The organism is Pseudomonas sp. B19125, assembly GCF_044218855.1.
Taxonomy (GTDB): domain Bacteria; phylum Pseudomonadota; class Gammaproteobacteria; order Pseudomonadales; family Pseudomonadaceae; genus Aquipseudomonas; species Aquipseudomonas edaphica.
In genome coordinates, this window is the sequence record NZ_CP162589.1 from 2,225,390 (window position 1) to 2,251,264 (window position 25,875).

General features: G+C 59.0%; 22 protein-coding genes. 12 read left to right on the plus strand and 10 right to left on the minus strand.

Annotated elements, in window-relative coordinates:
* Nucleotides 1-134: 134 nt before the first annotated feature.
* Both AB4P96_RS10230 and AB4P96_RS10235 read left to right on the plus strand, forming a co-directional pair.
* Nucleotides 135-734, plus strand: a complete 600-nt coding sequence (locus AB4P96_RS10230; protein WP_017134849.1) for an FMN-dependent NADH-azoreductase — start codon at nt 135-137, stop codon at nt 732-734.
* A 203-nt stretch (nt 735-937) separates the two neighbouring features.
* Complete coding sequence (locus AB4P96_RS10235; RefSeq protein WP_017134850.1) at nt 938-1,804, plus strand: carboxylate/amino acid/amine transporter; 867 nt, start codon at nt 938-940, stop codon at nt 1,802-1,804.
* Between the two features lie 104 nt (nt 1,805-1,908).
* On the opposite strand, the gene AB4P96_RS10240 is transcribed toward AB4P96_RS10235, so the two are convergent.
* Entirely contained in the window at nt 1,909-3,207 is a 1,299-nt protein-coding gene (locus AB4P96_RS10240) for a mechanosensitive ion channel family protein (protein WP_138453987.1), read from the minus strand.
* Nucleotides 3,208-3,400: 193 nt separating this feature from the next.
* Between AB4P96_RS10240 and AB4P96_RS10245 the strand changes: the two genes are divergently transcribed.
* Nucleotides 3,401-4,747 carry a DEAD/DEAH box helicase gene (locus tag AB4P96_RS10245; RefSeq protein ID WP_395600738.1) on the plus strand — a complete coding sequence of 449 codons (1,347 nt, stop codon included), beginning with the start codon at nt 3,401-3,403 and terminating at the stop codon, nt 4,745-4,747.
* Between the two features lie 114 nt (nt 4,748-4,861).
* Here AB4P96_RS10245 and AB4P96_RS10250 read toward each other — a convergent pair whose 3' ends face one another.
* The gene (locus AB4P96_RS10250; protein WP_176991409.1) at nt 4,862-5,137 is read right to left on the minus strand and encodes a hypothetical protein; all 276 of its coding nucleotides are present in this window, start codon (nt 5,135-5,137) and stop codon (nt 4,862-4,864) included.
* Between the two features lie 156 nt (nt 5,138-5,293).
* On the opposite strand from AB4P96_RS10250, the gene AB4P96_RS10255 reads away from it, so the two are divergent.
* Entirely contained in the window at nt 5,294-5,683 is a 390-nt protein-coding gene (locus AB4P96_RS10255; protein WP_017134854.1) for a hypothetical protein, read from the plus strand.
* A 115-nt stretch (nt 5,684-5,798) separates the two neighbouring features.
* Here AB4P96_RS10255 and AB4P96_RS10260 read toward each other — a convergent pair whose 3' ends face one another.
* The 3 genes from AB4P96_RS10260 to AB4P96_RS10270 all read right to left on the minus strand — a co-directional run bounded on the left by AB4P96_RS10260 (nt 5,799) and on the right by AB4P96_RS10270 (nt 7,841).
* A complete protein-coding gene (locus tag AB4P96_RS10260; protein ID WP_395600739.1) occupies nt 5,799-6,665 on the minus strand; it encodes a DUF6279 family lipoprotein in 867 nt (288 codons plus the stop codon).
* Nucleotides 6,666-6,731: 66 nt separating this feature from the next.
* Entirely contained in the window at nt 6,732-7,454 is a 723-nt protein-coding gene (locus tag AB4P96_RS10265; RefSeq protein WP_017134856.1) for a TorF family putative porin, read from the minus strand.
* Nucleotides 7,455-7,661: 207 nt separating this feature from the next.
* Nucleotides 7,662-7,841 (minus strand): hypothetical protein, encoded by a 180-nt coding sequence (locus AB4P96_RS10270; RefSeq protein WP_003193095.1) that lies wholly within the window; start codon nt 7,839-7,841, stop codon nt 7,662-7,664.
* A 324-nt stretch (nt 7,842-8,165) separates the two neighbouring features.
* Between AB4P96_RS10270 and AB4P96_RS10275 the strand changes: the two genes are divergently transcribed.
* The 3 genes from AB4P96_RS10275 to AB4P96_RS10285 all read left to right on the plus strand — a co-directional run bounded on the left by AB4P96_RS10275 (nt 8,166) and on the right by AB4P96_RS10285 (nt 11,094).
* Nucleotides 8,166-9,002 (plus strand): S1 RNA-binding domain-containing protein, encoded by an 837-nt coding sequence (locus tag AB4P96_RS10275; protein ID WP_017134857.1) that lies wholly within the window; start codon nt 8,166-8,168, stop codon nt 9,000-9,002.
* Between the two features lie 52 nt (nt 9,003-9,054).
* Nucleotides 9,055-9,453: a DUF2177 family protein gene (locus AB4P96_RS10280; RefSeq protein ID WP_395600740.1), complete on the plus strand. Its 399-nt coding sequence runs from the start codon at nt 9,055-9,057 to the stop codon at nt 9,451-9,453.
* A 198-nt stretch (nt 9,454-9,651) separates the two neighbouring features.
* Nucleotides 9,652-11,094, plus strand: a complete 1,443-nt coding sequence (locus AB4P96_RS10285) for an NCS1 family nucleobase:cation symporter-1 (protein ID WP_017134859.1) — start codon at nt 9,652-9,654, stop codon at nt 11,092-11,094.
* Here the strand turns inward: AB4P96_RS10285 and AB4P96_RS10290 are convergent.
* A complete protein-coding gene (locus AB4P96_RS10290) occupies nt 11,006-12,205 on the minus strand; it encodes an MFS transporter (protein ID WP_017134860.1) in 1,200 nt (399 codons plus the stop codon). The two genes, AB4P96_RS10285 and AB4P96_RS10290, sit on opposite strands and share 89 nt — an antisense overlap.
* A 104-nt stretch (nt 12,206-12,309) precedes the next feature.
* Here AB4P96_RS10290 and AB4P96_RS10295 point away from each other — a divergent pair, with 104 nt between their 5' ends.
* Nucleotides 12,310-13,203 carry a LysR family transcriptional regulator gene (locus tag AB4P96_RS10295; RefSeq protein ID WP_017134861.1) on the plus strand — a complete coding sequence of 298 codons (894 nt, stop codon included), beginning with the start codon at nt 12,310-12,312 and terminating at the stop codon, nt 13,201-13,203.
* A gap of 142 nt (nt 13,204-13,345) precedes the next feature.
* Nucleotides 13,346-13,468 carry a PA1414 family protein gene (locus AB4P96_RS10300; protein WP_017134862.1) on the plus strand — a complete coding sequence of 41 codons (123 nt, stop codon included), beginning with the start codon at nt 13,346-13,348 and terminating at the stop codon, nt 13,466-13,468.
* Nucleotides 13,469-13,664: 196 nt separating this feature from the next.
* Here AB4P96_RS10300 and AB4P96_RS10305 read toward each other — a convergent pair whose 3' ends face one another.
* The 4 genes from AB4P96_RS10305 to speB are packed head-to-tail and all read right to left on the minus strand — an operon-like array spanning nt 13,665 to nt 18,069.
* Nucleotides 13,665-15,047 carry a sodium:solute symporter gene (locus AB4P96_RS10305; protein WP_017134863.1) on the minus strand — a complete coding sequence of 461 codons (1,383 nt, stop codon included), beginning with the start codon at nt 15,045-15,047 and terminating at the stop codon, nt 13,665-13,667.
* A 29-nt stretch (nt 15,048-15,076) separates the two neighbouring features.
* Nucleotides 15,077-16,678 carry a purine-cytosine permease family protein gene (locus tag AB4P96_RS10310; RefSeq protein ID WP_395600741.1) on the minus strand — a complete coding sequence of 534 codons (1,602 nt, stop codon included), beginning with the start codon at nt 16,676-16,678 and terminating at the stop codon, nt 15,077-15,079.
* Between the two features lie 21 nt (nt 16,679-16,699).
* On the minus strand, nt 16,700-17,119 hold the full coding sequence (locus tag AB4P96_RS10315) for a nuclear transport factor 2 family protein (protein ID WP_017134865.1): 420 nt from the start codon (nt 17,117-17,119) through the stop codon (nt 16,700-16,702).
* Nucleotides 17,119-18,069 (minus strand): agmatinase, encoded by a 951-nt coding sequence (speB, locus tag AB4P96_RS10320; protein ID WP_017134866.1) that lies wholly within the window; start codon nt 18,067-18,069, stop codon nt 17,119-17,121. Before speB ends, AB4P96_RS10315 begins: the two co-directional genes overlap by 1 nt.
* Before the next feature lie 229 nt (nt 18,070-18,298).
* Here speB and AB4P96_RS10325 point away from each other — a divergent pair, with 229 nt between their 5' ends.
* From AB4P96_RS10325 to AB4P96_RS10335, 3 genes are all read left to right on the plus strand, one after another.
* Nucleotides 18,299-19,192 carry a LysR family transcriptional regulator gene (locus AB4P96_RS10325; protein ID WP_017134867.1) on the plus strand — a complete coding sequence of 298 codons (894 nt, stop codon included), beginning with the start codon at nt 18,299-18,301 and terminating at the stop codon, nt 19,190-19,192.
* A 6-nt stretch (nt 19,193-19,198) separates the two neighbouring features.
* On the plus strand, nt 19,199-19,798 hold the full coding sequence (locus AB4P96_RS10330; RefSeq protein WP_017134868.1) for a tRNA-uridine aminocarboxypropyltransferase: 600 nt from the start codon (nt 19,199-19,201) through the stop codon (nt 19,796-19,798).
* 62 nt (nt 19,799-19,860) lie between these two features.
* Complete coding sequence (locus AB4P96_RS10335) at nt 19,861-25,854, plus strand: NEL-type E3 ubiquitin ligase domain-containing protein (protein ID WP_395600742.1); 5,994 nt, start codon at nt 19,861-19,863, stop codon at nt 25,852-25,854.
* Nucleotides 25,855-25,875 lie beyond the last annotated feature (21 nt).

Below are 25,875 nucleotides of genomic sequence, written 5' to 3' on the forward strand. Positions count from 1 at the left end.
CCCACAGCAATACTCCGCTTATAAACAAATTTATAGATGGGTTATAGCAGTTTTTTACGCTTTTTTATCGAATTGGCTCTGTTTAATCTTCACTCCATCGTCTTACAGCATTTACAGATGGAGCCTACCCAGCCATGTCCAATGTTCTGATCATCGAAAGCAGCGCCCGCCAGCAGGATTCGATCTCCCGCCAGCTGACTCAACAGTTCATCAGCCAATGGCAGGCCGCCCACCCGGCGGATCAGATCACTGTGCGTGATGTGGCCCTCAACCCGGTTCCGCACCTGGACGCCAACCTGCTCGGCGGCTGGATGAAACCCGCCGACCAGCGCAGCCGCGTCGAGCAGGCGTCCCTGGACCGCTCCAACGAACTGACCGACGAATTGCTCGCCGCCGATGTGCTGGTGATGGCCGCGCCGATGTACAACTTCGCCATTCCCAGCACCCTCAAAGCCTGGCTGGACCACGTGTTGCGTGCCGGTGTGACCTTCAAGTACACCGCCACCGGCCCGCAGGGTTTGCTGACCGGCAAGCGCGCTATTGTGCTGACCGCACGCGGTGGCATCCACACCGGCGCCAGCTCCGACCATCAGGAGCCGTACCTGCGCCAGGTCATGGCCTTTATCGGGATTCATGACGTCACCTTCATTCATGCCGAAGGCGTGAACTTGAGCGGTGACTTCCAGGAGAAGGGCATCAACCACGCCAAAGCGCTGCTGGCACAGGTCGCCTGACGTTTTAATCGTCACATAATCGCGTGGTGTTTATATCGCTCCACGCAAACCCTTCAAGTACGCGTATCGAACCTCCCTTTGCACTTGTTGCTCCTGAGTGCTCCTGCCCGACTGCCGCTTTAGCGAGGTCGGGTTTTTTTTGCCTTGAGTTTCAGTAAACGGCGAAAACCTTTAATGTCCCGCCCATTCGAAACGAGGCGCGCATGGGCTACTTACTGGTTGTCACCCTGATTCAGGCATTTTCCTTCAGCTTGATCGGCGAATACCTCGCCGGTCACGTCGACAGCTACTTCGCCGTGCTGGTGCGCGTGGTATTGGCCGGGTTGATCTTCATCCCGCTGACCCGTTGGCGTTCGGTGGCGCCACCCTTCATGCGCGGCATGTTGCTGATCGGTGCGCTGCAGTTCGGCGTGACCTATGTATGCCTTTACTTGAGCTTTCGCGTACTTACGGTGCCGGAAGTGTTGCTGTTCACCATCCTCACGCCGTTGCACGTGACCCTGATCGAAGACGCGCTTAACCGCCGATTCAACTCTTGGGCGCTGATTGCTGCGCTGGTTGCCGTGGGCGGCGCGGCGGTGATTCGCTTCGACCAGATCACGCCGAACTTCCTGATGGGCTTCTTGCTGCTGCAACTGGCCAACTTCACCTACGCCGCCGGGCAGGTGATGTACAAGCACCTGGTGGCGCGTTATCCGAGCGACCTGCCGCACTACCGGCGCTTCGGCTACTTCTACCTGGGCGCCTTGATCGTGGTGTTGCCGGCATTTCTGCTGTTCGGGAAAAGCAACTTTTTGCCCGAAGCGCCGCTGCAATGGGGCGTGCTGGTGTTCCTTGGGCTGGTCAGCACTGCGCTGGGCATGTACTGGTGGAACAAAGGCGCCTGCCTGGTCAACGGCGGTACATTGGCGGTGATGAACAACCTGCATGTGCCGGTGGGGTTGTTGCTGAACCTGCTGATCTGGAATCAGCACGAGCCGCTGGGGCGCTTGGCGTTGGGAGGTTTGGTGATTCTGGGGGCGGTGTGGATCAGTCGCTTGGGTGTGCGCAAGGTGCCGGTCATAAGCTGATCCAGATGTGGGAGCGGCCCGCGATAGGGGGTGTCAGTCGGCAAATATTTCGACTGGTACACCGCTATCGCGGGCAAGCCCGCTCCCACAGGGAATGGATGGCGTCAGGCAGATTCGTTTTCCAGGGCTGGCAAATGGCTGGCCCCCAACACCGCCGGCACCATCCCCGCGCGCAAATCATTGCCACTCGGCTGCTGATACAGGCTCAAGCCAAACTCCGGCAGCACCGCCAGCAAATAATCAAAGATATCGCCCTGGATGCGCTCGTAATCGGCCCACGCCGTGGTGCGGGTGAAGCAGTAGATTTCCAGCGGCACGCCTTGGGCGGTGGTTTGCATCTGGCGCACCATGCAGGTCATGTTCGGCTGGATGTCCGGGTGGCTTTTCAGGTACGCCAGGGCGTAGGCGCGGAAGGTGCCGAGGTTGGTCATGCGGCGGCGGTTGGCCGACAGTTGCGCACTATGGCCCTGAGCTGCGTTCCAGGCCTTGAGTTCGGCCTGCTTGCGGCTGATGTAGTCGGTGAGCAGGTGTACCTGGGTCATGCGCACTTCTTCGTCGTCGCGCAAAAAGCGCACGCCGCTGGCGTCGATATACAGGCTGCGTTTGATGCGGCGCCCGCCGGAAGCCTGCATGCCGCGCCAGTTTTTGAACGACTCGGACATCAGGCGCCAAGTGGGGATCGAGACAATGGTTTTGTCGAAGTTCTGCACCTTGACCGTGTGCAGGGTGATATCCACCACGTCACCGTCGGCGCCGACCTGAGGCATCTCGATCCAGTCGCCGACCCGCAGCATGTCGTTGCTGGTCAGCTGCACGCTGGCCACAAACGACAGCAGCGTGTCCTTGTACACCAACAAAATCACCGCTGACATTGCACCCAGACCCGAGAGCAGCAACAGCGGCGAACGGTCGATCAAGGTAGCGACGATGATGATCGCGGCGAACACGAACAGCACCATCTTTGCCAACTGCACATAGCCCTTGATCGAGCGGGTGCGGGCATGTTCGGTGCGCGCGTAGATATCCAGCAAGGCGTTGAGCAGGGCGCTCACGGCCAGCGTCATGAACAGGATGGTGAACGCCAGCGCCACATTGCCGATAAACAGGGTGGCGGTCTTGCTCAGGTCGGGTACCAGGTACAGGCCGAACTGGATCACCAGCGAGGGCGTCATTTGCGCCAGGCGGTGGAAGACTTTGTTATGCCGCAGGTCATTGAGCCAGTGCAGCGCCGGTTGCCGGCCGAGCAGTTTGACGGCGTGGAGGATGAGGTAGCGTGCTACCCGTCCGACCAATAGGGCGACTACCAGCAATATCAGCAAACCCAGGCTGGCATGCAGCAGCGGGTGTTCATCGAGGGCGCCCCAAAGGTCTTGGACGTTGAGCCAGAGCTGTTTGATATCCATGGGTAAAACCGATTCTTCTGTAAGACAACACGGGTCGATTAGAGCATTTATGTGCAACAAAGTTGGTTTTGCGGACAAATCTGCTGACAAAAAAGCAGCTGATTAGCCTCGTTCGCGTAAAGAAACTCGGTTTGAGCGCCCGAAACCGTTACCCTATGCAGCTGATATTTTGTATTTCTTCGAGGTAGCACCCGTGTTTTCCCAATTCGCCCTGCACGAACGCCTGCTCAAAGCCGTGGCCGAGCTTAAATTTGTCGAGCCTACGCCTGTGCAAGCAGCGGCCATCCCGCTCGCGCTCCAAGGGCGTGACCTGCGGGTGACGGCACAAACCGGCAGCGGTAAAACCGCCGCTTTCGTCCTGCCGGTGCTGAACCGCCTGATCGGCCCGGCCAAAGTCCGCGTGAGCATCAAGACCCTGATCCTGCTGCCAACCCGCGAACTGGCCCAGCAGACCTTGAAAGAAGTGGAGCGCTTTTCGCAGTTCACCTTCATCAAGTCCGGCATCATCACCGGCGGTGAAGACTTCAAGGTCCAGGCCGCCATGCTGCGCAAGGTGCCCGACATCCTGATCGGCACCCCAGGCCGGATGATCGAGCAACTCAACGCCGGCAACCTCGACCTCAAGGAAGTCGAAGTGCTGGTGCTCGACGAAGCCGACCGCATGCTCGACATGGGCTTTGCCGACGATGTGCAGCGCCTTGTGGCCGAGTGCGTCAATCGCCAGCAGACCATGCTGTTCTCCGCCACCACCGGCGGTTCGACCCTGCGCGATATGGTTGCCAAGGTGCTGAACAACCCTGAGCACTTGCAGGTCAATAACGTCAGCGACCTGAACGCGACCACGCGTCAGCAGATCGTGATGGCCGACCACAACGTACACAAAGAACAGATCCTGAACTGGCTGCTGGCCAACGAGACCTATCAGAAGGCCATCGTCTTCACCAACACCCGTGCAGCAGCCGACCGTATCTACGGTCGCCTGGTGGCTCAGGAATACAAGGCGTTCGTGCTGCACGGCGAGAAAGACCAGAAGGATCGCAAACTGGCCATCGACCGCCTCAAGGCCGGCGGCGTGAAGATCCTGGTCGCCACCGATGTTGCCGCCCGCGGCCTGGACGTGGATGGCCTGGACATGGTCATCAACTTCGACATGCCGCGCAGCGGCGACGAATACGTGCACCGTATTGGTCGTACCGGGCGCGCCGGCAATGATGGTCTGGCGATCTCGCTGATCTGCCACGGCGACTGGAACCTGATGTCGAGTATCGAACGCTACCTCAAGCAGTCGTTCGAGCGCCGCACCATCAAGGAAGTCAAAGGCACCTACACCGGGCCGAAGAAGGTCAAGGCGTCGGGCAAAGCCGTTGGCGTGAAGAAGAAAAAGACCGACGCCAAGGGTGACAAGAAGAAAACCAGCGCCAAGTCGCCAACCAAGCGCAAGATTGCCAACCGGCCGAAGACCGACAACCTGTCGCTCGTCAGCAAGGACGGCATGGCGCCGCTCAAGCGCCGCAAGCCAGAAGCGCCAGCTGCCGAATAAGGCCGCTGATATAAAAAAACCGGACGCTGTCCGGTTTTTTTATGCCCTCAGTTGATCGTTCCTACGCTCTGCGTGGGAATGCCGCCAGGGGCGCTCCGCGTCCCGTTGTGGTGGTTAATTCTTTGCTTTGTCGGCCGCCTCATCCAGCTCCTTGAGGCGCTGGTCAATCAGTTGGCACTTGTCCGGCAGATCCGCGCTGGCAGTCTCCAGGTTCATGTGTTGCAACTCATCGTTGATTTCCTTGGCCCTGGCCGGGTTTTGCTGGGTCAGTTTGGTCACTTCCCTGGCCAGTTGTTCGCGTTTGGCCGTGGCCTCTTCCGGCGTGCAGGCCCAGGCGGGCAGGGCGCTCAGCAGGGCGGCGGCGATGGCCAGGTTCATCAGGGTTTTCATGGTCGGACCTCCTTGGCAGTGGTGTTCAGTTGAGGGCGCGAACGTCTGGAAAGTTCAGAGAAATGACGCTCGTCTATTGGGATGAACGGCCAGTGTCAGGTCATGTCACTACCTATGACGGGCCACTTTTTTAATCTGCCCGCGGGAGTAATCAGGATGACGACTTACAACTGGGATCTGATCGAACGTCTACTGCATGAAGTGCAGAACGGCGAAGGCAGCTTTGCGCCGCGCAAATACGCCGAGCAGGAAGCGGCCGAGAAGGCCACGGCGGGCGAATCCACCGGTAACCTGGACGCGTTGAAAAAGACCGCCGCCGATTACGAAGCGCTGTTGTTCAAACGCGGTTTCATTGAATCGCGCCCGGAAGAAGAGGGCGGCAATGGTGAGAACTTCATCCTCACAGCGCTAGGTGCGCAACTGCTGGCCCTGATCGACAGCTCAATCCCCGGCAACGACCACCCGCGCCAGGTGCTGGACGAGCAGGCCGACGCGCTGGACCCGGCGACGTTCGCCGAGGTGGCTTCCAAGGCGCAGATTGCCTGAAAGAGCACACCCCAAATCAAAATGTGGGAGCGGGCTTGCTCGCGAATACAGTGTGTCAGTCAATAGATTCATCGACTGATTCACCGCATTCGCGAGCAAGCCCGCTTCCACATTTTTAAATCGAGGCTGCCTTGAGGCATTTGAGGGCCTGGAAGTCACTGCGAACCTTGCGGATTTTTTGTGTGAGTATCTGGCGCTGCTGCGCCGTGCTTTCGGCCATCAGGTCGATGATGAGGCTGCGCGCAGCGGCTTCGGTCTGTGCATAGGCGGTGCGGTATTGCGGGGTCCACAGGCTCTCGCGATCCACCAGCAGCTGTTGGATTTTCTGTGGGAAGTCAGCGCTGTGACGCTGCTGCAAGGCGACGATAAATTGCGCCTGCCAATGGGCGCGATTACCGATCCATTCCTGATTCTGTTCACCCAGCGCGATTGACCACGCCGTCACCCGGCTCTGCTGGCGGGGACTCAACGGCCCCATCCACGCATCCAGGCGTTTGCTCATGCGCTCGGCCCGCTCCTTGATCTGCTGGGCCAGTGGCGGTTTGAGGTATTCGTCCTGGCGCTTGCGCAGGTCTTTGGCCAGCGCATCCCCCATGTCTTTGACTTGTTGATCATCCAGGCCCTGCAGCAACTGGATGGCTGACGGGGTGATCTCACGAGCCACCTCGGCGATGGCCTGTTTGGCTTCCACGGTGCGCGCTTGTAGTGCCGCGTCGGTAACCTGGTTGTTGTCGACCATCTGTTGCAGGCGATCAAGCCAGTCAAGGTAACCCGGTAATTGGGTGGTGCAGTGCCAGGCCAGATGTTCCTTGAGGGTGTCATTGAACCAGCTCTTTTGCCCGGCGTTCATGTCCAGGTAGTCGTTGAGCGTCCAGGGGATGATCACATCAAGGTTGCGGTAGGCCAGGCCCACGCGATTGCAGCCGGCGAGCACCAGGCTCAACGTCAGTAATACCACCAGTAATTTGATCCGACGCAGCATGGGCGTGTCCTTTCGCAGGGAGGGTTCATGCATGTGAGCCTGTGCGAGGCGCGACAGTTCAGCCCATCAATAAAACGACCGCGCGGCCTTCAAGGTCAACAGGCCGTCGCATTGCGAATTGTGTCCGGAGTAGGCCGAGCAGTCTCCACCGCTGAGGCTGGAGCCGCTATAGATCAGGTCCAGGTCAACGCCTTTCCATGCGCGGGAGAACTGCACTGACCAGTCGCTGAAGCTGCTGATGTAGCCGCCTTCCACCGCAGTTGGAGTGCCGAGCTGGTGAGTGGTGTACTTCATGCTGACGCCGATGCCGAAGGGCTGTGTACCGCCGAGGTCGGCAAACAGCGTGCTGTCCTGGCGATCCGGATCGTTGCTGAACGACACGCCGAAGCGATTGCCCAGCAGGTTCAAGCCGCCGTAGAACTCCTGGCTGTCGAGCGGGCTGAGCTTGGGGTAGCTGTAGTGGATCATACCGACTTCGTAGCCGAGGGTCTGGTCGAAGGGGCGCTTGAAGCCCATGTAGGAGTCGACTTCGAGGTTGTTGGCCGAGGACAGGCCCATATTGGGCGAAAACTGGCCGAAATACAGGCCGCTGTCGTGGCTCAGGTCCAGGCCGCCGTGGAAGGAATCGCTGCCCGGCGAGGTGGGCTTGACCAGGCCCTGGGCCATGCTGCGGCTGGGCGTGGTGCCTAATTTGAGGTCGAAGTCACCCAGTTCACGCTGAAAAATCTGCGCGTATGCGAGGGGACTTGCTGTAAGGGCTGCGATGAGAAACAAGCAGGGCTTGAGCATGCTTCACTCCATGAAAAGCGAGGAGCAGTAATGAAAAAATCGGACAGATGCCCGTGCTAGACGGGTGCAAGCATACCGGCGAATGCTTCGCGGTGAGCCCCGTTCGTCGATTAGCACATCAAGATAAGTAGCAGGAGGGTGTTTCAGACTCTAGTCCTGGCGCCTTGGAAGGCAAGACGCTTAGGAGCTAGATGCGACGCGCGGGTATTACTTTTTGCCCAGGCTGATCTGCTTGGACGGGCCGAAAGTCTGGCCGCTCACGCCCTTGGCAATTTGCTGGATTTCGCCGCCGGACTTGAGGAAAGCAGCAATTTGGCTGTTGATCGATTCGCTGGTTTCAACGGCGGGAGCTGGCTTTGCTTTGCTGTTGGATGCTTTTACGCGCATGGCGGCCACTAACCTGTAGAAAATTAACTTGGCCAGGCATCGTACAGGAAATACTTGACAATTGCTTGGCAAATATCCTCTGGGAATAACCAAAGCCGATGTAATCGGCCAAAATGTGACCTTGAAATAAGCCCCTAACTTACTGTTTTAACTCGAAACCACAGGGTTTATTCGGCTGCTGCCCGCGGGTAAAATTCGATCGATTGATCAGACGAGCGGGGCGGTGCCATTACGAGGCCACGCCAGCCCGCGATTTTTCAGGCGCACGCGCGTGGCGGGCGCAACTCGGGTAGAATGCCGCCCACGTAACGAAGGTATCTGGAAATGGCTTTAGTCGGGCGCTACAACAGCTTGCAAGTGGTTAAACACACTAACTTTGGTTTGTACCTGGATGGTGCGCAAGATGGCGAAATCCTCTTGCCTAATCGGTATATCCCCAAAGATATTCCCAGTGAAGATGAAGACTGGCTTAACGTTTTCATTTATCTGGATAGCGATGACAAACTTATCGCGACGACTGAAAAGCCGAAAGTTCAAGTCGGCGAATTCGCCAGTTTGAAAGTCGTCGAAGTCAACAGCATCGGCGTATTCCTCGACTGGGGTTTGCCAAAAGACCTGTTGCTGCCGTATTCGGAAGAAAAACGCCAGCTGACTGCGGGTGAATACTGCGTGGTGCACGTCTACCTCGACAAGCACACCAAACGCATCACCGCCACCGCGCGACTTGACCGCTACCTGGATAAGACACCTGCCAACTACCAGGTGGGCCAGGAAGTCGACCTGCTGGTGGCCGAAGCCACCGACATGGGTTTTAAGGCGATCATCAACAACAAGCACTGGGGCCTGATCCACAAGAACGAAGTGTTCAAGTTCCTGCGCCCGGGCAAGGAAGAGAAAGGCTTCATTAAAGAGATTCGCGCCGATGGCAACATCAGCCTGAGCCTGCAACCGGTTGGCCAGGAAGCGGCCTCGAGCCTGAACTCGAAGATCCTCGCCAAGTTGCGTGAAAACAACGGCACCCTGCCGGTCAGCGACAAGAGCGACCCGGCGGTGATCAGCAATTTGTTCGGTGTCAGCAAAGGCAACTTCAAGAAAGCCATTGGTGCGCTCTACAAGCAGGGCCAGATTGTGATTCACGCCGATCGCATTGAACTAAGCTGATCGCGTTTTGCTCTTCTGTAGGTGCCGCTCGGCGCCTATGGAGGCTGCAACCATGACCCGCAAAATACGCTTCGCTTACCTCGGCACCTTACTCGCGTTTCTGGTGCTCGACGGCCTCTGGCTCGGCGTTTTCACGGGCCAGACCTACAGATCCCTGCTCGGCTCGCTGATGCTTGATCAGCCTCGCTTGCTGCCTGCTGTGCTGTTTTATCTGCTGTATGCCCTCGGTTGTGTGGTGTTCGTGGTTTTGCCCAGCGGCAGCTGGCAACGTGCAGCAGGCCTTGGCGCTCTGCTCGGCCTGGTGGCCTACGGCACGTATGACCTGAGCAACTGGGCCACATTGCAAGGTTGGTCAGCCGGGCTGGCCCTGATGGACATGGCCTGGGGCACCTTCCTGACGGCCGTCTGTTGCAGTGTCGGTTATTTGTGTGCACATCGGGTGCGGCATTGATTGTGTACAGGATTGACGTGCACCGTTGCTGAGCATAACCCCCGCCAACAAGCCTTCATAAATCTCTTTGGAACACCGTTTCAGAGGGATTGTGTGCCATTGGCACATATTCTGCTGAATACCTCGTATACAAACCAGGCCGCCTCCCGTATGCACACCGTTACGGCAGCGCAGGCCGGTATTTCGAGGAGCCAAGCGATGACCGAACAATTGCCCAAAGGCTACAGCCCGCGCCTGTATAACCAGGACCTCGGGCCGCTGCCGCAGAAATGGACCTGGTACAACATTTTCGCCTTCTGGATGAGCGACGTGCACAGCGTCGGCGGCTACGTGTTCGCCGCCAGCCTGTTTGCCCTCGGGTTGGCCAGTTGGCAGGTGTTGATCGCCTTGCTCACCGGCATTTGCATCGTGCAGTTGATTGCCAACCTGGTGGCCAAGCCGAGCCAGCAAGCGGCGGTGCCATACCCGGTCATCTGCCGGCTGGCATTTGGCGTGTTTGGGGCGAATATTCCGGCGGTGATTCGCGGCTTGATTGCCGTGGCCTGGTACGGCATCCAGACGTACTTGGCGTCGAGTGCCTTGATTATCGTAGTGCTGCGCTTTTTCCCACAGATGGCGGTGTATGCAGAGCCGCACTTTGCGGGCCTGTCCTACCTGGGCTGGTTTGGCTTCCTCAGCTTATGGACGCTGCAGGCAGCCGTATTCTGGGCCGGCATGGAGTCCATCCGCCGCTTTATCGACTGGGCGGGGCCAGTGGTCTATGCGGTAATGTTTGCCCTGGCCGGCTGGATCGTGTGGAAGGCGGGTTGGGCGAACATCAGTTTCACCCTGGCGGAAAAATCCCTGTCGGGCTGGCAGGCATTTGGCCAAGTGATTGTGGCGACGGCGCTGGTGGTGTCGTACTTCTCCGGGCCTACGCTCAATTTCGGTGATTTCAGCCGCTATTGCCGCAGCATGCACGACGTGCGACGCGGCAATTTCTGGGGGTTGCCGGTTAACTTCCTGGCGTTCTCGCTGGTGACTGTCGTCATCGTTTCGGGCACTTTGCCGGTGTTTGGCGAAATGTTGCATGACCCAATCGCTACGGTTTCGCGCATCGACAACAGCATGGCCGTGCTGCTCGGCGCCTTTGCCTTCGTGACCGCCACCATCGGCATCAACATTGTCGCCAACTTCGTGTCACCCGCGTTTGATTTCGCCAACGTCGCGCCGAGCAAGATCAGTTGGCGCGCAGGTGGCATGATCGCGGCTGTGGCCTCAATCTTTATCACGCCGTGGAACCTGTTCAACAACCCGCTGATGATCCACTACACCCTGGACATTCTCGCTGCGTTTATCGGCCCGCTGTTCGGGATTTTGATTGTGGATTTTTACCTGATCAAAAAGCAGAAAATCGACGTGGATGCCCTGTTCGACGACAGCCCCAACGGCCGTTATTACTACGACGGCGGCGTGAACTGGACCGCCGTCAAAGCCTTGGTGCCTGCGACGCTGGTGGGCGTCGCTATCACCTTCACGCCCGCGTTGCAGGGCATGGCCAACTTTGCCTGGTTTACCGGGTGCTTCCTGGGAGGGCTGTTTTTCCTGGTGCTGGCGCGGCGCGAGCAGGTTCGTGCGCCAACGTCGCTGGTTGCCGGTTGACCAACACCGCGCCCGCCAACACCAAGCCACAGCCGGCGATCACCAGCGCCGGTTGCAGGCCGCCGCTTAAGTGGCTGCTCACCGAGGCCAGCAACGGGCCGCACAATTGGCCAATGGCAAAGCTGGCGGTGAGCAACCCGGTGCTGCGCTGGTAGCCGTGGGGCGCCACCTCGCGCAAACGCGCCATCACCAGTTGCATGCATGCCAGGAACGGCGCACCACACAGCAACACTCCCAGGGCCAGGCCCCAGCCATTGCCCAGCAGGCAGGCGAATACCCCGGCCGCTTGCAGCCACAAAGTCGTCATCAACCAGCGGCGGGTGGTGTTCGGGTCCTTGCGACGCAGGCTCGCCACCACCACACCCAGCGCCGCCGCCAGGCCAAAGCACGGCCAGAACAGGTCGGCTTGCCACGCGCCGTGGAACTGCGCGCTGGCCATCTGCGACAAGAAGGTTGCGGGGATGATGTAGCCCAGGCCATACAAGAAGTAGATCCAGCACAGGTGCGCGATGCTGGCGTTGCTGCCCGCGCTAGTGGCATGGGTCACCGTCACGGTCGGTTTCGGTAAAAAGGGCAGGATGGCCAGCAACATCACCAATGCCACCACGCCATAGACCAGCCACAAGGTCGCAGAGTCTTCGCCCAGTAGATTGGAGCCCAGTGCCAGCAATCCTGTCAGCAGAATCCCCAGGCCAGGCCCGGCAAACACCAATGCTCCCAAACGCGGACGCTCGGCGGCTATTGCCAGCGGCTGGCTCAAACTGGTGATCATTACCAGCGCCCAGGCGCTCGCCACGCCGGTACCAAAGCGCAGCAGCAAATGCGGCCAGAAGCCATGCGCCCAGTACGACCCCAGGGTCAGCAGCACGCACAGCCACAGCCCGCCATACAAACGCGCTTTTATGTGGTGATGGCTGCGGGCGAAGATCGAGTCCACCGCGCCGACGAAATAGCCCAGGTAGTTGGCGGCGGCAATCAGGCCCGCGCCCGTCAGGTCAATCTGCCCCTCGCTGAGCAAATGCGGCATCTGCGGGGTGAGGGCGAAGCGGCCAATGCCCATGGCCATCATCAGGGCGATAAAGCTGGCGGTTAAGCGAATCAGCGGTGACATGTGCAGGTTTCCTACGGGGAAGCGAATGACCTGTAGGCTAAAGCGGATTGACTTTCTGTAAAAATGAATAATAGTGAGTAACTTGTTCAGTTTTGGAGAAAGGTATGGAGTTCAGTCAATTGCGCATCTTCCAGGCCGTGGCGGAAGAGGGCTCCATCACCCGCGCGGCTGAGCGCCTGCATCGCGTGCCCTCGAATCTGTCGACACGGCTCAAGCAAATGGAGGAGCAACTGGGCGTCGAGTTGTTCGTGCGCGAACGCCAGCGCTTGCAGCTTTCTCCCGCAGGCAAAGTGTTGCTGGACTACAGCACTCGACTGCTGGCGCTGCATGATGAAGCCCACGGCGCGGTGCAAGGAGGGCAGCCGGCGGGCGATTTTGTATTGGGCAGCATGTACAGCACGGCCGCAGTGCATTTGCCCAAACTGTTGGCGCGCTATCACAAGGCGTATCCGATGGTGAACCTCCAGGTGCAATCGGCGCCCAGCGGCGAGTTGCTAGAGGGCTTGATCACCGGGCGTCTGGACGCGGCCTTTGTGGATGGCCCGATAACGATCGCGACGCTGGACGGCGTGCCGCTGTGCGAAGAGCGCCTGGTGATCATTTGCGAGGCGGATCACCCGCCCGTGCGTGGCCCCCAGGACGTCGCCGGCCGCTCGGTGTTCACCTTCCGACGCAGTTGCGCCTACCGTGCGCGCCTGGAAACCTGGTTTTCCCACGAGCGTGTGGCCATGGGGCGTGCCATCGAGATCGAGTCTTACCAAGGCATGCTCGCCTGCGTGATCGCCGGTTCCGGCGTGGCATTGATGTCAGAATCGATGCTCGACAGCCTGCCAGGCAAGGACAGCGTGTCCGTTCATCCGTTGACCGGGCCTTTTGCCACTGCTACTACCTGGTTAATGTGGCGCAAGGGCATGCTCGGCGCTAACCTCAATGCATGGATCGATCTGCAACAAGAGGGCAAGGCCGATTTCCTGCAAGACGCGCGCGCGATTGCTTGAACGATCTGTCAGGATTCAGATCAATCCTGTAATAGTTCGTTGTGGTTTCGTTCAAGCATTACGTAAGACTTAGAGCTACTATCACTGTAGGAAAAGGCGACAGAACTCCCGCCTAGCCGCATTACCCTCAAAGGGGGCAACCATGAAAGAGAAAATTCAAAACTGGCTCCACGACCTCGGCGTTGCGCTGGGCCTGATTGAACCGCCACTGCAGCCGATACCGATTCGCACGGATGACGAGCAGCGTCGTCCGCGTCGCCGCTAAGCTCAGTTAGCAACAGGTTTTAGAATGTGGGAGCGGGCTTGCCCGCGATAGCGGTGTATCAGTCGATTTAAAGTTGACTGACACACAGTTATCGCGGGCAAGCCCGCTCCCACAGTCGTTTTGTGCAAGGCAAAAAAACGGGCGCGACATCCGACGTCGCGCCCGCTGAAGAAACCGCTTTAAATCCTGTTACCTGTCAAATGGCCCTGGCCACCGAAGCCTCTGGCCGACGTGACAACAAGCTCACCAATACAAAACTCACCAGCCCAACCGCCAGGCTGTAGTAGATCGGCGTATTCGCGTCCAAGCCGTCTTTGAACATAAACACCAGCGCCGTCACAAAGCCCAATGTCATGGATGCAATGGCGCCGGAGGTGGTGGCGCGCTTCCAGAAAATTGCGCCCATCAGCGGGATCAGCATGCCGCCCACCAGCAGGTTGTAGGCCAGGGTCAGGGCGCTGATCACGTCGTTGACCACCAGCGCGATACCCAGCACGGCGATACCGGTCAGCATCGTAAACAGACGGTTGATGCTCAGGCTCGACTGCTTGCCGCCACGCAGGCGTGGCAGCAGGTCTTCGGTCAGTACGGTGGAAGCGGCGAGCAGGCCGGCGCTGGCGGTGGACATCATCGCGGCCAGTGCGGCGGCGATCACCAGGCCACGGATGCCGTCTGGCAGCGAGGCTTTGACGATGGCGGCGAAGGCGTTGTTGACGTTGTCCAGGTTCGGCAGCAGCACATGCGCGGCCATGCCGATCAGGGCACAGGCCAGGCCGTAGAGGATGCAGTAGAAACCGGCGAACGTGCCTGCGTACTGGGCGACTTTTTCGTCACGGGCGGTGAACACGCGTTGCCAGATGTCCTGGCCGATCAGGATGCCGAAGAAGTAGATCATGAAGTAGGTGATGATCGTGTCCCAGCCGATTTCGGTGAAGCTGAAATTCGACGCCGGCAGCTTGGCCACCAGTTGATCCCAGCCGCCGACGCGGTACAGGCAGATCGGCAGCAGAATAAACATCAGGCCGACGGTCTTGATCACGAACTGCACGATATCGGTAAGGGTCAGCGACCACATGCCGCCGATGGTCGAATACACCACCACCACGCCACCGCCGAGCAGCACCGACACCCAGAACGGCAGGCCGAACAGCACTTGCAGCACGGTGCCGATGGCCAGGATCGAGGTCACGCCGATCATCAGCGCGTAGGCCAGCATGATCACCGCACTCGCTTGGCGGGCCATCGGGTTGTAACGTTTTTCCAGCACCTGGGTGACGGTGAAGATCTTCAACTTGAGCAGCGGCTTGGCCAGGAACAGGTTCAGCGCAATGATCCCTGCGCCCAGTGCGGCGCACAGCCAGAAGCCGGAAATGCCATGCACATAACCCAGGCGCACGGTGCCGACGGTGGATGCACCGCCCAATACGGTGGCGGCCATGGTGCCCATGTACAGCGACGGGCCCAGGTTACGACCGGCCACCAGGTAGTCTTCGTGGGTCTTGGCACGGCGCATGCCGTAATAGCCGAGCACGAGCATGCCGGCGGCGTAGATGAGTACGACGAATAAATCCAAAGCCATGACGGCGGTTCTCCGTTTATTTTTTTAGGCTATTGAGAGGTTTTCTGCAGGAAGGGCACTTGCTGTGGCGAGGGAGCTTGCTCCCGTTCGACAGCGAAGCTGGAGCCGGCTTTTTTAGGGCCGCTCCGCACCCCATCGGGAGCAAGCACCCCAGCGGGAGCAAGCTCCCTCGCCACTACGGCCGGGCCATAGACTTCGGCCGGCTCCGGGAACACACGAAGCAAGGTCAGGTACACCACCGACGCCAGCCCCAGCGTCACCGGCAGGCTGATATCGATGCCATCGGCCAGGTTGCCCAGCGGCCCGACAAACTGCCCCGGCAGGTTGACGAAGCACAGGCCCACCAGTGCGCTCGGGACCCAGGCGCCCAGGCCGCGCCAGTTCCAGCCGTGGCTGAACCAGTAGCGCCCGCCGGTCTCACCGCGAGTGAATACCTGCAAGTCATCCGGGCAGTAGAAACCGCGGCGCACGATCAGGCCGATGATCATCATCACCATCCACGGCGTGGTGCAGGTGATGATCAGCACGGCGAAGGTCGACACGCTCTGCACCAGGTTGGCGGCGAAACGTCCGATAAAGATGAAGGCAATCGACATCACCCCGATCAGCAACGTGGCCTTGACCCGCGACAGCAAGCGCGGGAACACGCTGGACATGTCCAGCCCGGTGCCATACAGCGAGGTGGTGCCGGTGGACATGCCGCCGATCACCGCGATCAGGCACACCGGCAGGAAGAACCAGCTCGGTGATACGGCCAGCAAACCGCCGACATAGTTGTTGGCCGCGATATAGTCCGACGCCTTGATCGCCACGATGGTCGCGGTGGCGAGGCCGAACAGGAACGGAATCAAGGTGGCGATCTGCGCCAGCACGACCGCCAGCATGATGCGCATTTTCGGCGTCTCACGCGGGATGTAGCGCGACCAGTCACCCAGGAACGCGCCGAAGGAAATCGGGTTGCTCATGGCCACCAGCGCCGAGCCGATGAAGGCAGCCCAGAAACCAGCCTGGCCCATGGCGACGCTGCCGGCGAAGTGGCTGTCGAACGCCGGTGCGAACGCGAAGATGCCCAGCAGAAACAGCAGGCTCGCCGCCCACACCGCAATGCGGTTGACCCACAGCATGAAGCGAAAGCCGTAGATGCACACGGTCAGCACCAGCAAGGCAAACAGGCCGTAGGCCAAGCCCAGCGTCAGGTCGGTTTCCGGCAGGCCAATCAGGCGTTTCGCACCACCGACCAGCGCATCACCCGAACTCCACACCGACAGTGAGAAGAAGGCAATCGCCGTCAGCAGCGACAGAAACGAGCCGACAATCCGCCCATGCACACCAAAGTGCGCGCCGGAAGACACGGCGTTGTTGGTGCCATTGATCGGCCCGAACAAGCCCATGGGCGCCAGGATCAGCGCGCCCACCAACACGCCCAGCACAATCGCCCAGACCCCAGCCTGGAACGACAAACCGAACAGCACCGGAAACGAGCCCAGCACGGCGGTGGCAAAGGTGTTGGCACCGCCGAAGATCAGGCGAAACAGATCCTTGGGTCTGGCGGTACGTTCGTGGTCCGGGATCTGTTCGACCCCGTTGGTTTCTATTCTGCGAATACTGTTTTCGTTGTTTTTATTATTCATGATCAGCTCCGATCACATTGGCTAAGGGGGCGGCAGCCCTTCCGGCATAGCGGACAAATGTTCGTGACAGGCCAGCCACAGGCCTTGTTGTTTTAGGTGAGACGCTTGCCGTTTGAAGACAATGGTCTCGCGCTCCTGGCTAAAAAATTGCTCCCCGTTCATGCGCAGCTCGGTGGCCACGTCATGAATAAATATCGCCACGTCACCCTGCAGGCTGACCACGGCATTGCTTGAGCTGCAGGACAGCACTTCAAACCCCTCGTCCGCGCGCCAGCTGTCCCACAACGCCTGGTAGGCATCGCGACTGAGCAGAGGCTGGGGCAGGGTGTAAAACACGAAGCTGGCATCGGCCGTGAACGCGCCAAAGTAAGCCTCGCGGTCATTAGCGGCGAAGGCTGCCACCAGGTCGGCGGCGGCTTTCAGCACCTCTTGGGCGCTCATCAGCGGTGCGCCACGCCGGGCAGTACGCAGAGCATCTCGTACAGCAGGTTGGCGCCGAGCAGCGAGGTGTTGCCGGTGGTGTCGTAAGGCGGCGAAACTTCTACCAGATCACAACCAACCAGGTCGAGGCCCTGGCAACCACGGATGATCTCGATCGCCTGAATAGTGGTCAGCCCGCCGATTTCCGGTGTGCCGGTGCCGGGCGCCCAGGCGGGGTCGATGCCGTCGATATCAAAGCTCAGGTACACCGGGCCGCCACCGACTTTTTCGCGCACTTCGGCCATCAAGGGGGCGAGGGAGTGGTGCCAGCATTCTTCGGCCTGGACCACACGGAAGCCCTGTTTGCGGCTCCAGTTGAAGTCTTCGGCCGTGTAGCCCTGGGCACGCAGGCCGATTTGTACAACACGATCGCAATCGAGCAGGCCTTCTTCCACGGCGCGGCGGAAGGTGGTGCCGTGGGCAATTTTCTCGCCGAACATATGGTCGTTGACGTCAGCGTGGGCATCGATGTGCACCAGCCCGACCTTGCCGTGCTTTTTGTGGATAGCACGCAGGATCGGCAGGGTGATGGTGTGGTCACCGCCCAATGTCATCGGGATTACGTCGTGCTCGAGGATCTCGTCGTAGGCCTCTTCGATGATGCGCACAGCGTCGAGCAGGTTGAAGGTGTTGATCGCCACATCGCCAATGTCCGCAACCGACAGCGAGTCGAACGGTGCGGCGCCGGTGGCCATGTTGTAAGGGCGGATCATCACTGATTCAGCGCGGATTTCACGCGGCCCGAAGCGGGTGCCGGCGCGCAGCGACGTGCCGATATCCAGAGGCACGCCGATAAAGGCAGCATCCAGGCCTTTGGCCGTTTGCAGGTGGGGAAGTCGCATCATGGTGGCGATGCCGGCGAAGCGCGGCATTTCGTTGCCGCCCAGTGGTTGGTGGAAAATCTTGTCCACGGGAGTGCCTCATCGTTGTTTTGTTTATTAGGGGCCGATTCTGCGAAAAGCCCGTGGCGGGAAGAATCGGCAGAGGCAAATACTTAGTTCAGATTTTTCTAAACTAATGCTTGAGTTAAACTCGGCCCAAATGTGGGAGCTGGCTTGCCTGCGATGGCGGCGTTGAATTCACTGTTGCGATCGCAGGCAAGCCAGCCCCCACAGGATTTTTGTGTTCCGCGGAGAACAAATGGCCAACGCCTTGCCCGACCTGAAACTCCTGCGCATCTTCGTCAGCGTCGTGCGCCACCAGGGTTTTGCCAATGCCCAGCACGAACTCAACCTGTCGACGTCGGCCATCAGCACCTACATGAGCCAACTCGAATCGGCCTTGGGCCTGGTGCTGTGCCATCGCGGCCGGGGCGGATTCAGCCTGACCAGCAAAGGCGAGCTGTTCCATCAGGAAACCTTGCGTCTCTTAGGTGAACTCGAAGGCTTCGAGCAATACGCCGCCGCCCTCAAAGGCGAGCTGCGCGGCACCCTCAAGCTGGGCGTGCTGGACTCCACCGTCAGCGACAAGGCCTTGCCGTTCGCCGAAGTGATCGGCGCCTACAGCCTCGAACACCCGGCCGTGCATCTGCATCTGTCGGTGATGAGCCCTTACGAGCTGCAACTGGGCGTGCAGGACAATCGCCTGGACCTGGCCATCGGCGCGTTCTCCAACCGCATGAGCGGGCTGATCTACATGCCGCTGTATCGCGAACAGCACTGGCTGTATTGCAGCACGCGCCACCCGCTGTTCAACGAGCGGCGTATCCCCGAACAAGTGATCACCCAGCAACGCATGGTCGGCCGTGGCTATTGGAGCCAGGCCGAACTGGCGCGGCATGGTTTCAAACACAGCGCGGCCACCGTGGAAAGTATGGAAGCCCAGTTGATCCTGGTGCTGTCCGGCGCCTATATCGGCTACCTGCCCGAGCACTACGCCCAAGCCTGGGCCGACAAGGGTGACTTGCGCGTTTTGTTGCCGGCAACCTTCGGCTACCAGGCGCCGTTTTCCATGATCATGCGCCGTGGCCGCAGTCGCGAACCGCTGATCCAGACTTTCCGCGATCTGCTCAAAGCGCAGCTCAACCAGGCCTGATAAACCATGTCCAGACCCCAATGCCCTCGCTGCCTCAGGCCCGTTACCCACTGTCTGTGCGCGCTGATCCCCAGCCTCGACAGCCGCACACGCATCTTGCTGTTGCAGCACCCGAGTGAGGTCAATCACGCGCTCAATACTGCGCGCTTGGCGGCACTGGGCTTGAACAATGCGCAGTTGGTGGTGGGCGAGGTGTTTGATGACCTGGCCATGCTGTTGAGCCCGCCGGGTTATCAGGCACGCCTGCTGTTCCCGGCGGACGATGCTGAGCCGTTGCAAACCTATACGCCGAGCGATCAACCGCTGTTGCTGGTGGTGCCCGATGGCACTTGGCGCAAGGCGCGCAAGCTGCTGCACCTCAACCCGCTGTTGGCGGCTTTGCCGCGCGTGGCCCTGGCGGGCGAGCGCGTGTCGCGTTATCGGTTACGCAAGGCACCCGGCCCGGGCGCTTTGTCGACGGTGGAAGCAATCGTGCAAGCGTTGCAGGTACTCGAAGCCCCGGCTTCATTTGACGCGTTGCTCAAGCCTTTCGATGCGTTGATCGAAGGCCAGATTGCCGCCATGGGCGAGGCGGTCTACCAGCGTAATCACGTAGAGGCTACATAGCTACCGCCTGGCGTAAGCGCCGCTGATTAGGCTCGTCATTTATCACACCCTTTGAGGGAAAAATGACAGAGCCTGAAGAGACACTCCCACTTCGACCCATGGATACGTTGTCTGCGTATATCCAGGAACAACAAGCCCAAGGGCCGTTGATGACTGGCGCAGAGTGGTCCATAACACGCGTCTTGTTACCTTTGCGCAAGACACTTGAGCGCTTTTTCGGCGGCCTTGATGAGCAAGAGCAGCAAGACTACATACGTTTGCAAAAGGCCTACGTCAGCGCACAAACCACATTCGAAGCGGCTATTAAGCAACTCGGCGCGGACCTTGAAACCACCTTGTTGGCGAGCCTGACTGCAAGGCTGAAAGCACTGGCCGGCAAAGAGGTTGATCCCAAGGTTGCGCGTATCCATACCCGCTATGTGAAACCGGCTGATACATCGACGCCAAACAACCCAACCCTGCGAGTTCCACGCGCGATAGATGACCGCGTGGACAGCGAGGGCCTGTCCAGCGTCACCCTGTGGGAGGCCGCCTGCATGAACTACAGCGGTTTGTCGGGGTGGGGCTTTCCGGGGCATGTCAGCCTGAAGGAGGCCAGCTATCTGGATTCGAATGTCGGAATCAGCGCGGCGGATTTCATCGAGCTGGTGCGCGAACTCAATCTTGGCACCCAATTGCGCACGCGCCTGGACAGCGCGCTGCAGAGCTCCACGCTATTGGGCGCGCAGGTGTTGGCGCTGGCAACTGCAGAACTTGAATTCGCGTTGATAGAGGCCTTGAGGACCACCGACCGGAGCCGGGTTGACCGGGAAAAATACCACGCTGTGGTGGGTGCGTTTTCAGGCGAGTCGCCTTGGGATGTCACTCAAGAAGTGAAACTGTTCATTCCCTATGGCCCGAACAATATCAATGGGACCGAACGCTATGGCCTGTTTGGCGTATACACGGACCTGCCAAGAGGTGACTACCTGAGCATTCCTTATGTGATTTTCTCGGTCAAAGGATGCAAAGGCGCGTTCAGCTATTTCCCCGACCGGCCTGGCGGTGCCCTCAAGCACTACGACAAGTTTTCGGAGGCTGCCAACGAATTTTATGTCGGCTTCAAGGCGTTTCATGCGCGAAAGGAAATGGGGTGGTTGTATCAGTCCATGTCGCTGTCAGACTACGCGCGCTTGAACGCCAGGCCGGCGAAAGAAAGCAGGCCGGAGGAGCTCAATGCATTTGCGCAGTTCTTATACCGGTTGTGCGGGCGTGCAAGCAGGCTTACCCAGGTCAACCACATCGGCTACAAGCGCGATAGCGTTTACAACGCGCCGACAGTCAGCCTCTATCGTTTTTACATCGAGCGTTGCCGAGCCAACCTCAAGGTATTGGCGCATGAAACGCCGGGCGCCATGGCCACCTTGCTTGAGTTTTCCCAGACGCTGTTCGGTGAAATCATCAACCTGCTGTTGATCCCGGTGCCAGGGCCTTTGAAAGGCCTGGGGCGGTTGAGAGCGTTCGCCCTGTTCACTTCAATAGGGCTGACATTTTTACAGGCGCTGCAAGAGGATAGCCGCGCAAACTTGGTGCAATTGGCGATAGATATCGCTGACTTGCTCAGCAGCAGGTTTTTGCACCGACGTTTGGCCCCGACGGTCAGGCGCCGGCATCAAGCGTTGTATAGCCGGCTGGCCCAGCAAAGCAGACTGATGACGACCACTGAGCGCAAGAGTCAGACAGGCGGCCAACTGGTTGAAAAAATGATGGGCGCCACCGACGTACCCACACAAACGTTAGAGCGGATCGTCAGCCTCAGTAATAGCTCGCGAGCCGACCTGGACCAGGTATGGGATGGAGCACCGCCCTCGGCATCGCTGGTTGAGGCGGTGAATCGGTTTAACGTCGACAAGCTGATCGACTGGGCTGCCAAGGGGGCCGACGCTAACCTTCCCGAGGCGGTCGGTGCCGTTGAGATTCTCGCTCCGCTACTCACCCAGCATAAGGATTGGCCGAAAAGCACATCCTTGAGCATTCAAAACCCGCAAGGCGTGGAAGTACGGCGCTATAGCAAACGTGCGGATCACAAGACCACGGCAGTGGTCACGGTCACCGTGTTGGAAAGCGGACTGTTCGCTTATTCAACGCCACGCCGGATCAGCGCTCATTTGCCCCAGGCTATTGTCGATTTGCTACCCGACGTTTTTTTATCGCGCAGGTCGACGTTGGTCGAGCAACTTGCCGATAAAGCCGACGCGTTGCGCATTGATCTGTTTGAGGCACTCACGGTGTATGCCGATACCAGTCGATCCGCGGCCACGGGCGCACCAGCATCAGTGCTTCGATTACTGCCTGACAGCGTTGCCAGCGCTACCCCGCCGCACCCCGTGATTGAGCAGTTACATACCTTGCACCCCGGATTGAGCCGGGCACGGTTGCTGGAAGTGCTGCGCCGAAATCCGTTGTCGGAACATCAGCAGGCACAACTCCTGCAATCGCAACTGCAACCCGAAGCGCTTTACACCGCGCTGCGCTCTGCCCGTCAGGTGGCACGCGCAGAAACCATGGTTGACGGCGTACTCCATCCTCGGCGCTTCAGTCAGAAAATTCAGAACTGGGCTACGGAGTTTGCCGTCCAAGCACTGCGCGACCTGACCGGCCAGGTACTCGTCATCAGCCCTGAAGCGCAAGCGATACCTTATGTTTCACGGGGACCGCTGGACAAAACCATCGTCGTGATCGATCACGGGCGCGGACAGTTCTCGTTGTTTGACATTCAATCCCCCAAACCAAGGTCGACCGAAACCGATGATTTATATCAAACGGTCGTGAGCCAAATCTCTGAAACCGACCTGTTACGGTTGGGGTGGGACGAGCAGGGCGCTGCCTCTCAGTTCCGGCACACAGTCGCCCAGGCCTTGCTCAATAACCGTACGGCCGATGGCAGGTTCTATCCGGCACGCCGTGAGATCGGGCAATACGCCAGCGTTGTCGAGACGTCAAATATGGTGCCCGAGCCTGACGCGCTCGGCCTTTACAGCCCGGGCAACGATCGCTTCGTGTTTATCGAGGGAAATTATTTCAAAGTCATCCAGGGGCAAGGGCTGGTCCCCTGGCGTATTCAACACCCATTGCTGGAGCAGGCCTATGCACCCGTGCTGACCCACAATGGCGCGGGCGCCTGGCGCCACGAATGGGAGAACCCGCTGACCTGGGACGGGCAGAAGCCGTTTTATCGCCTCGGGCCATCGTTTCGTGCGTTGACGCCGGATGCCATTGTGCAGATCCAGCAGATAAGTGGAGTGACGCCGGACATCCTGCGCCGGATGCACGCACGTAATGAACGGCCTCCCGCTATCCTGAGAGAGACCGTCGAGCGCTTCACGATTCATCAGCGGCTCAAGACGCACCTGGAAGGCATGGAGACGCTTGAGGGCACCGCGTTGGGGCGCGATTTCCTTGATGAACTGCTGGGAGAGATTGGGCCGGCCAATGCCGATGCACTGGTCGGGCGCGCCGGAGTCAGCAGGGCGGACCAGGTGTCCGTGCTGGAGGCCAAGGTTATGACCAATAAACCCAGGATGGAGCGGCTTTTTTTCAAGGCGTTGTGTCATAAAAGCGCGCAGTCGTCCGACCCTCTGGCGCAAGTGCTGCAGCGCGACTTTCCCGGTTTGACTGCGGTCATTGCCCAAGACTTGGTGAGTCAGTCCACGCCTGCTGAGCGAAGTAGTCTGGAGGCCGGTCGCGTGCCGTTGACGCTTACGCCACTCGTGCGTTGGTGGTTGCATTCTCTGCGCAAGGCGCGCGCCTTGGAGGGGGTACATATGCCTATCACCGGTGATGAAGACAGCGCGAAATTAATCCTGCGGACACTGTCGGACATCAATGGATGGCCAAAGAACCTGCGGGTCGAGGTGTGGGAAAGAGGGCGTCTGATTGACAGCATCGGCGCCACTGACTCGCCGCATAAGCGTGTGCTGGAGGTGCAGGACGGTCAGTACCAGGCGTACACGGTGCAAATCAACGGCGGGCGCCAACCGATAGGCGGCTACGGTGAGTTTCTGGTGGTTTTGTTAAATGCACTGCCGACGGCGGAGCGCCAGGCCTTGGGCTACACCCATGTGACGGGTGTTGAAGAACTGACACAGGAGATTGCGCGGCGACTGGAAACCCAGCCAGCGCTCGGCGACTCCCGGTTTAATATTGAAAAGCTGCTCGGTATGGAGCCACGCCCCTGGTTTAACCCGCCGCAACGGCTCAGTGATGGGCGTATTGGTTATCCGCTGAGCGGCGATGGCGGTTCAGGTGGCGTAGCGGCTGCGCAGGTGGCGCAGTGGCGCAAGTTGTTTCCGACCAAGACCGATGCAGAGGCGAGTGAGAGAGTCCTCAACCTGGGGGAATCCTTCGCGGAGCGACAGTCCGCCATCAATCAACTTTTTTCTGAACAGGAGGCCTTGAATGCCAGCCTGGAGCGATGGTGCTTGCTGGGCGATAGTGTGAACTTGAGCGCACACCTTCAAGCCTCTGAACGTATTCGACGTTGCTGGAGCCGACAGGAGTCCGTACGTGGTATGCCCTATGAGCTTTACCTCGACGACCTCGCCCTGAATGACCTGCCTGAGACGACTGCGAGCTTTTCCCACGTCGATCTGCTGAGCTTGAGGAACAATCAGTTGCAAACACTGCCGACAGAGTTCCTCCGGTGCTTTGGGTTTCTGCGCGGTCTCTCTGTTGATGGCAACCTGTTGGATCATCTGCCTCAAGGGCTGTCAGAGCTGCGGTATTTGCAACAACTGAATTTGTCGAACAATCGTATTCGGCCCAATTTGCAGGATGTTCTGGGTCTGAAAGAGTTGACACGCCTGACCTGGCTGGACCTGTCCTATAACCCTCTGGGGCAAGGCAGCCGGCTGAACCTGTATCGTCTGAAGGCGTTGGAAGTCCTCAACCTCAAGAATACACACATCCATCAGTTGCCCCGGGGCGCGGTGACTCTGCGACGTCTGAGTACCTTCGATCTGCGCGACAATCAGCTTCATGTACTGACCGAAATGGATCTGGGCCTGAACCTCAATGTCCATCGTGCAATGGATTTGCAGGGCAACGAGTTGGCTGCGAGCACATTGGAGGTGATCCGCCAATACCAACAAAGACCGGGTTACCAGAATGTTCATTTCGGCGTGTCGGACGCTCCACTCACGGTGTTGTCTTCCGTTGACCCCTGGTTGATATCGATTCCCGCCGGCGAGACAGCGCAACGTCGAGCGCTTTGGTCTTTGATCGATGCGAATCGTAATTCCCAGAGCTTTCGCGTGCTGCTAGGGTTTTTTGCCGCCTATCCGCCATTTTTAGCTGCCAAGTATCGAGCATTGCGCGAGGACATCAGCCGCAGAGTCTGGCAATTGATTGACTGCGCCACCCATGACACACACATTGAACGGGTTTTGTTTGAGCAGCCCTTGGAGTACATCCGGGCCCAGGCTGATGGCTGGCTGCTGTGCCTGAATGATCTGGAGCTTGCAGTGTTGCCGTTGCAGATGCTGGCACCAGGCAGTCAAGCCGTGGCAGCAGACTTTTTGAATTATTACCGAGGATCTAATCGGATCGCGTCCATCAAGCAGCGAGCCACTTTAGACTATCCAGCCCATTCAGGCGTTGAACACAGTATGTTCTTGCTGGGTTGTCGGCTCGCCCTGGCGCAGGATCTGAATCTACCCCTGCCGCTCACGATGCGTTTTTCTACACCCGTCGTGGAAATTGATCCGCAGGTGTTGAATGAATATCGCCTGGCCATTATTCGTGATGAGGCTCGAATCAATTGGCCGGATTTACTCAAGGATAAAGAATATTGGGTGACGTTTCTGGAGCTCAAATACCCTTTAATGTTTGAGGCGGCGCGAAGCCCGTACGATGAGCGGTATCAGCAGGCTTTAGAGCAAGTCCAAGTCGGGGATTTGAGCGAAAATGCTTACTTTATCAAGGGGGGCGAGATTGCTGTGGCAATGCTCTCAGCCAAGAATGACCTCGTTCTGCAGTTGACGGCGCAGGAATGGGCGGCATTTGTCGGCAGCGACTGACTGCGCTTATATCTGTATTGA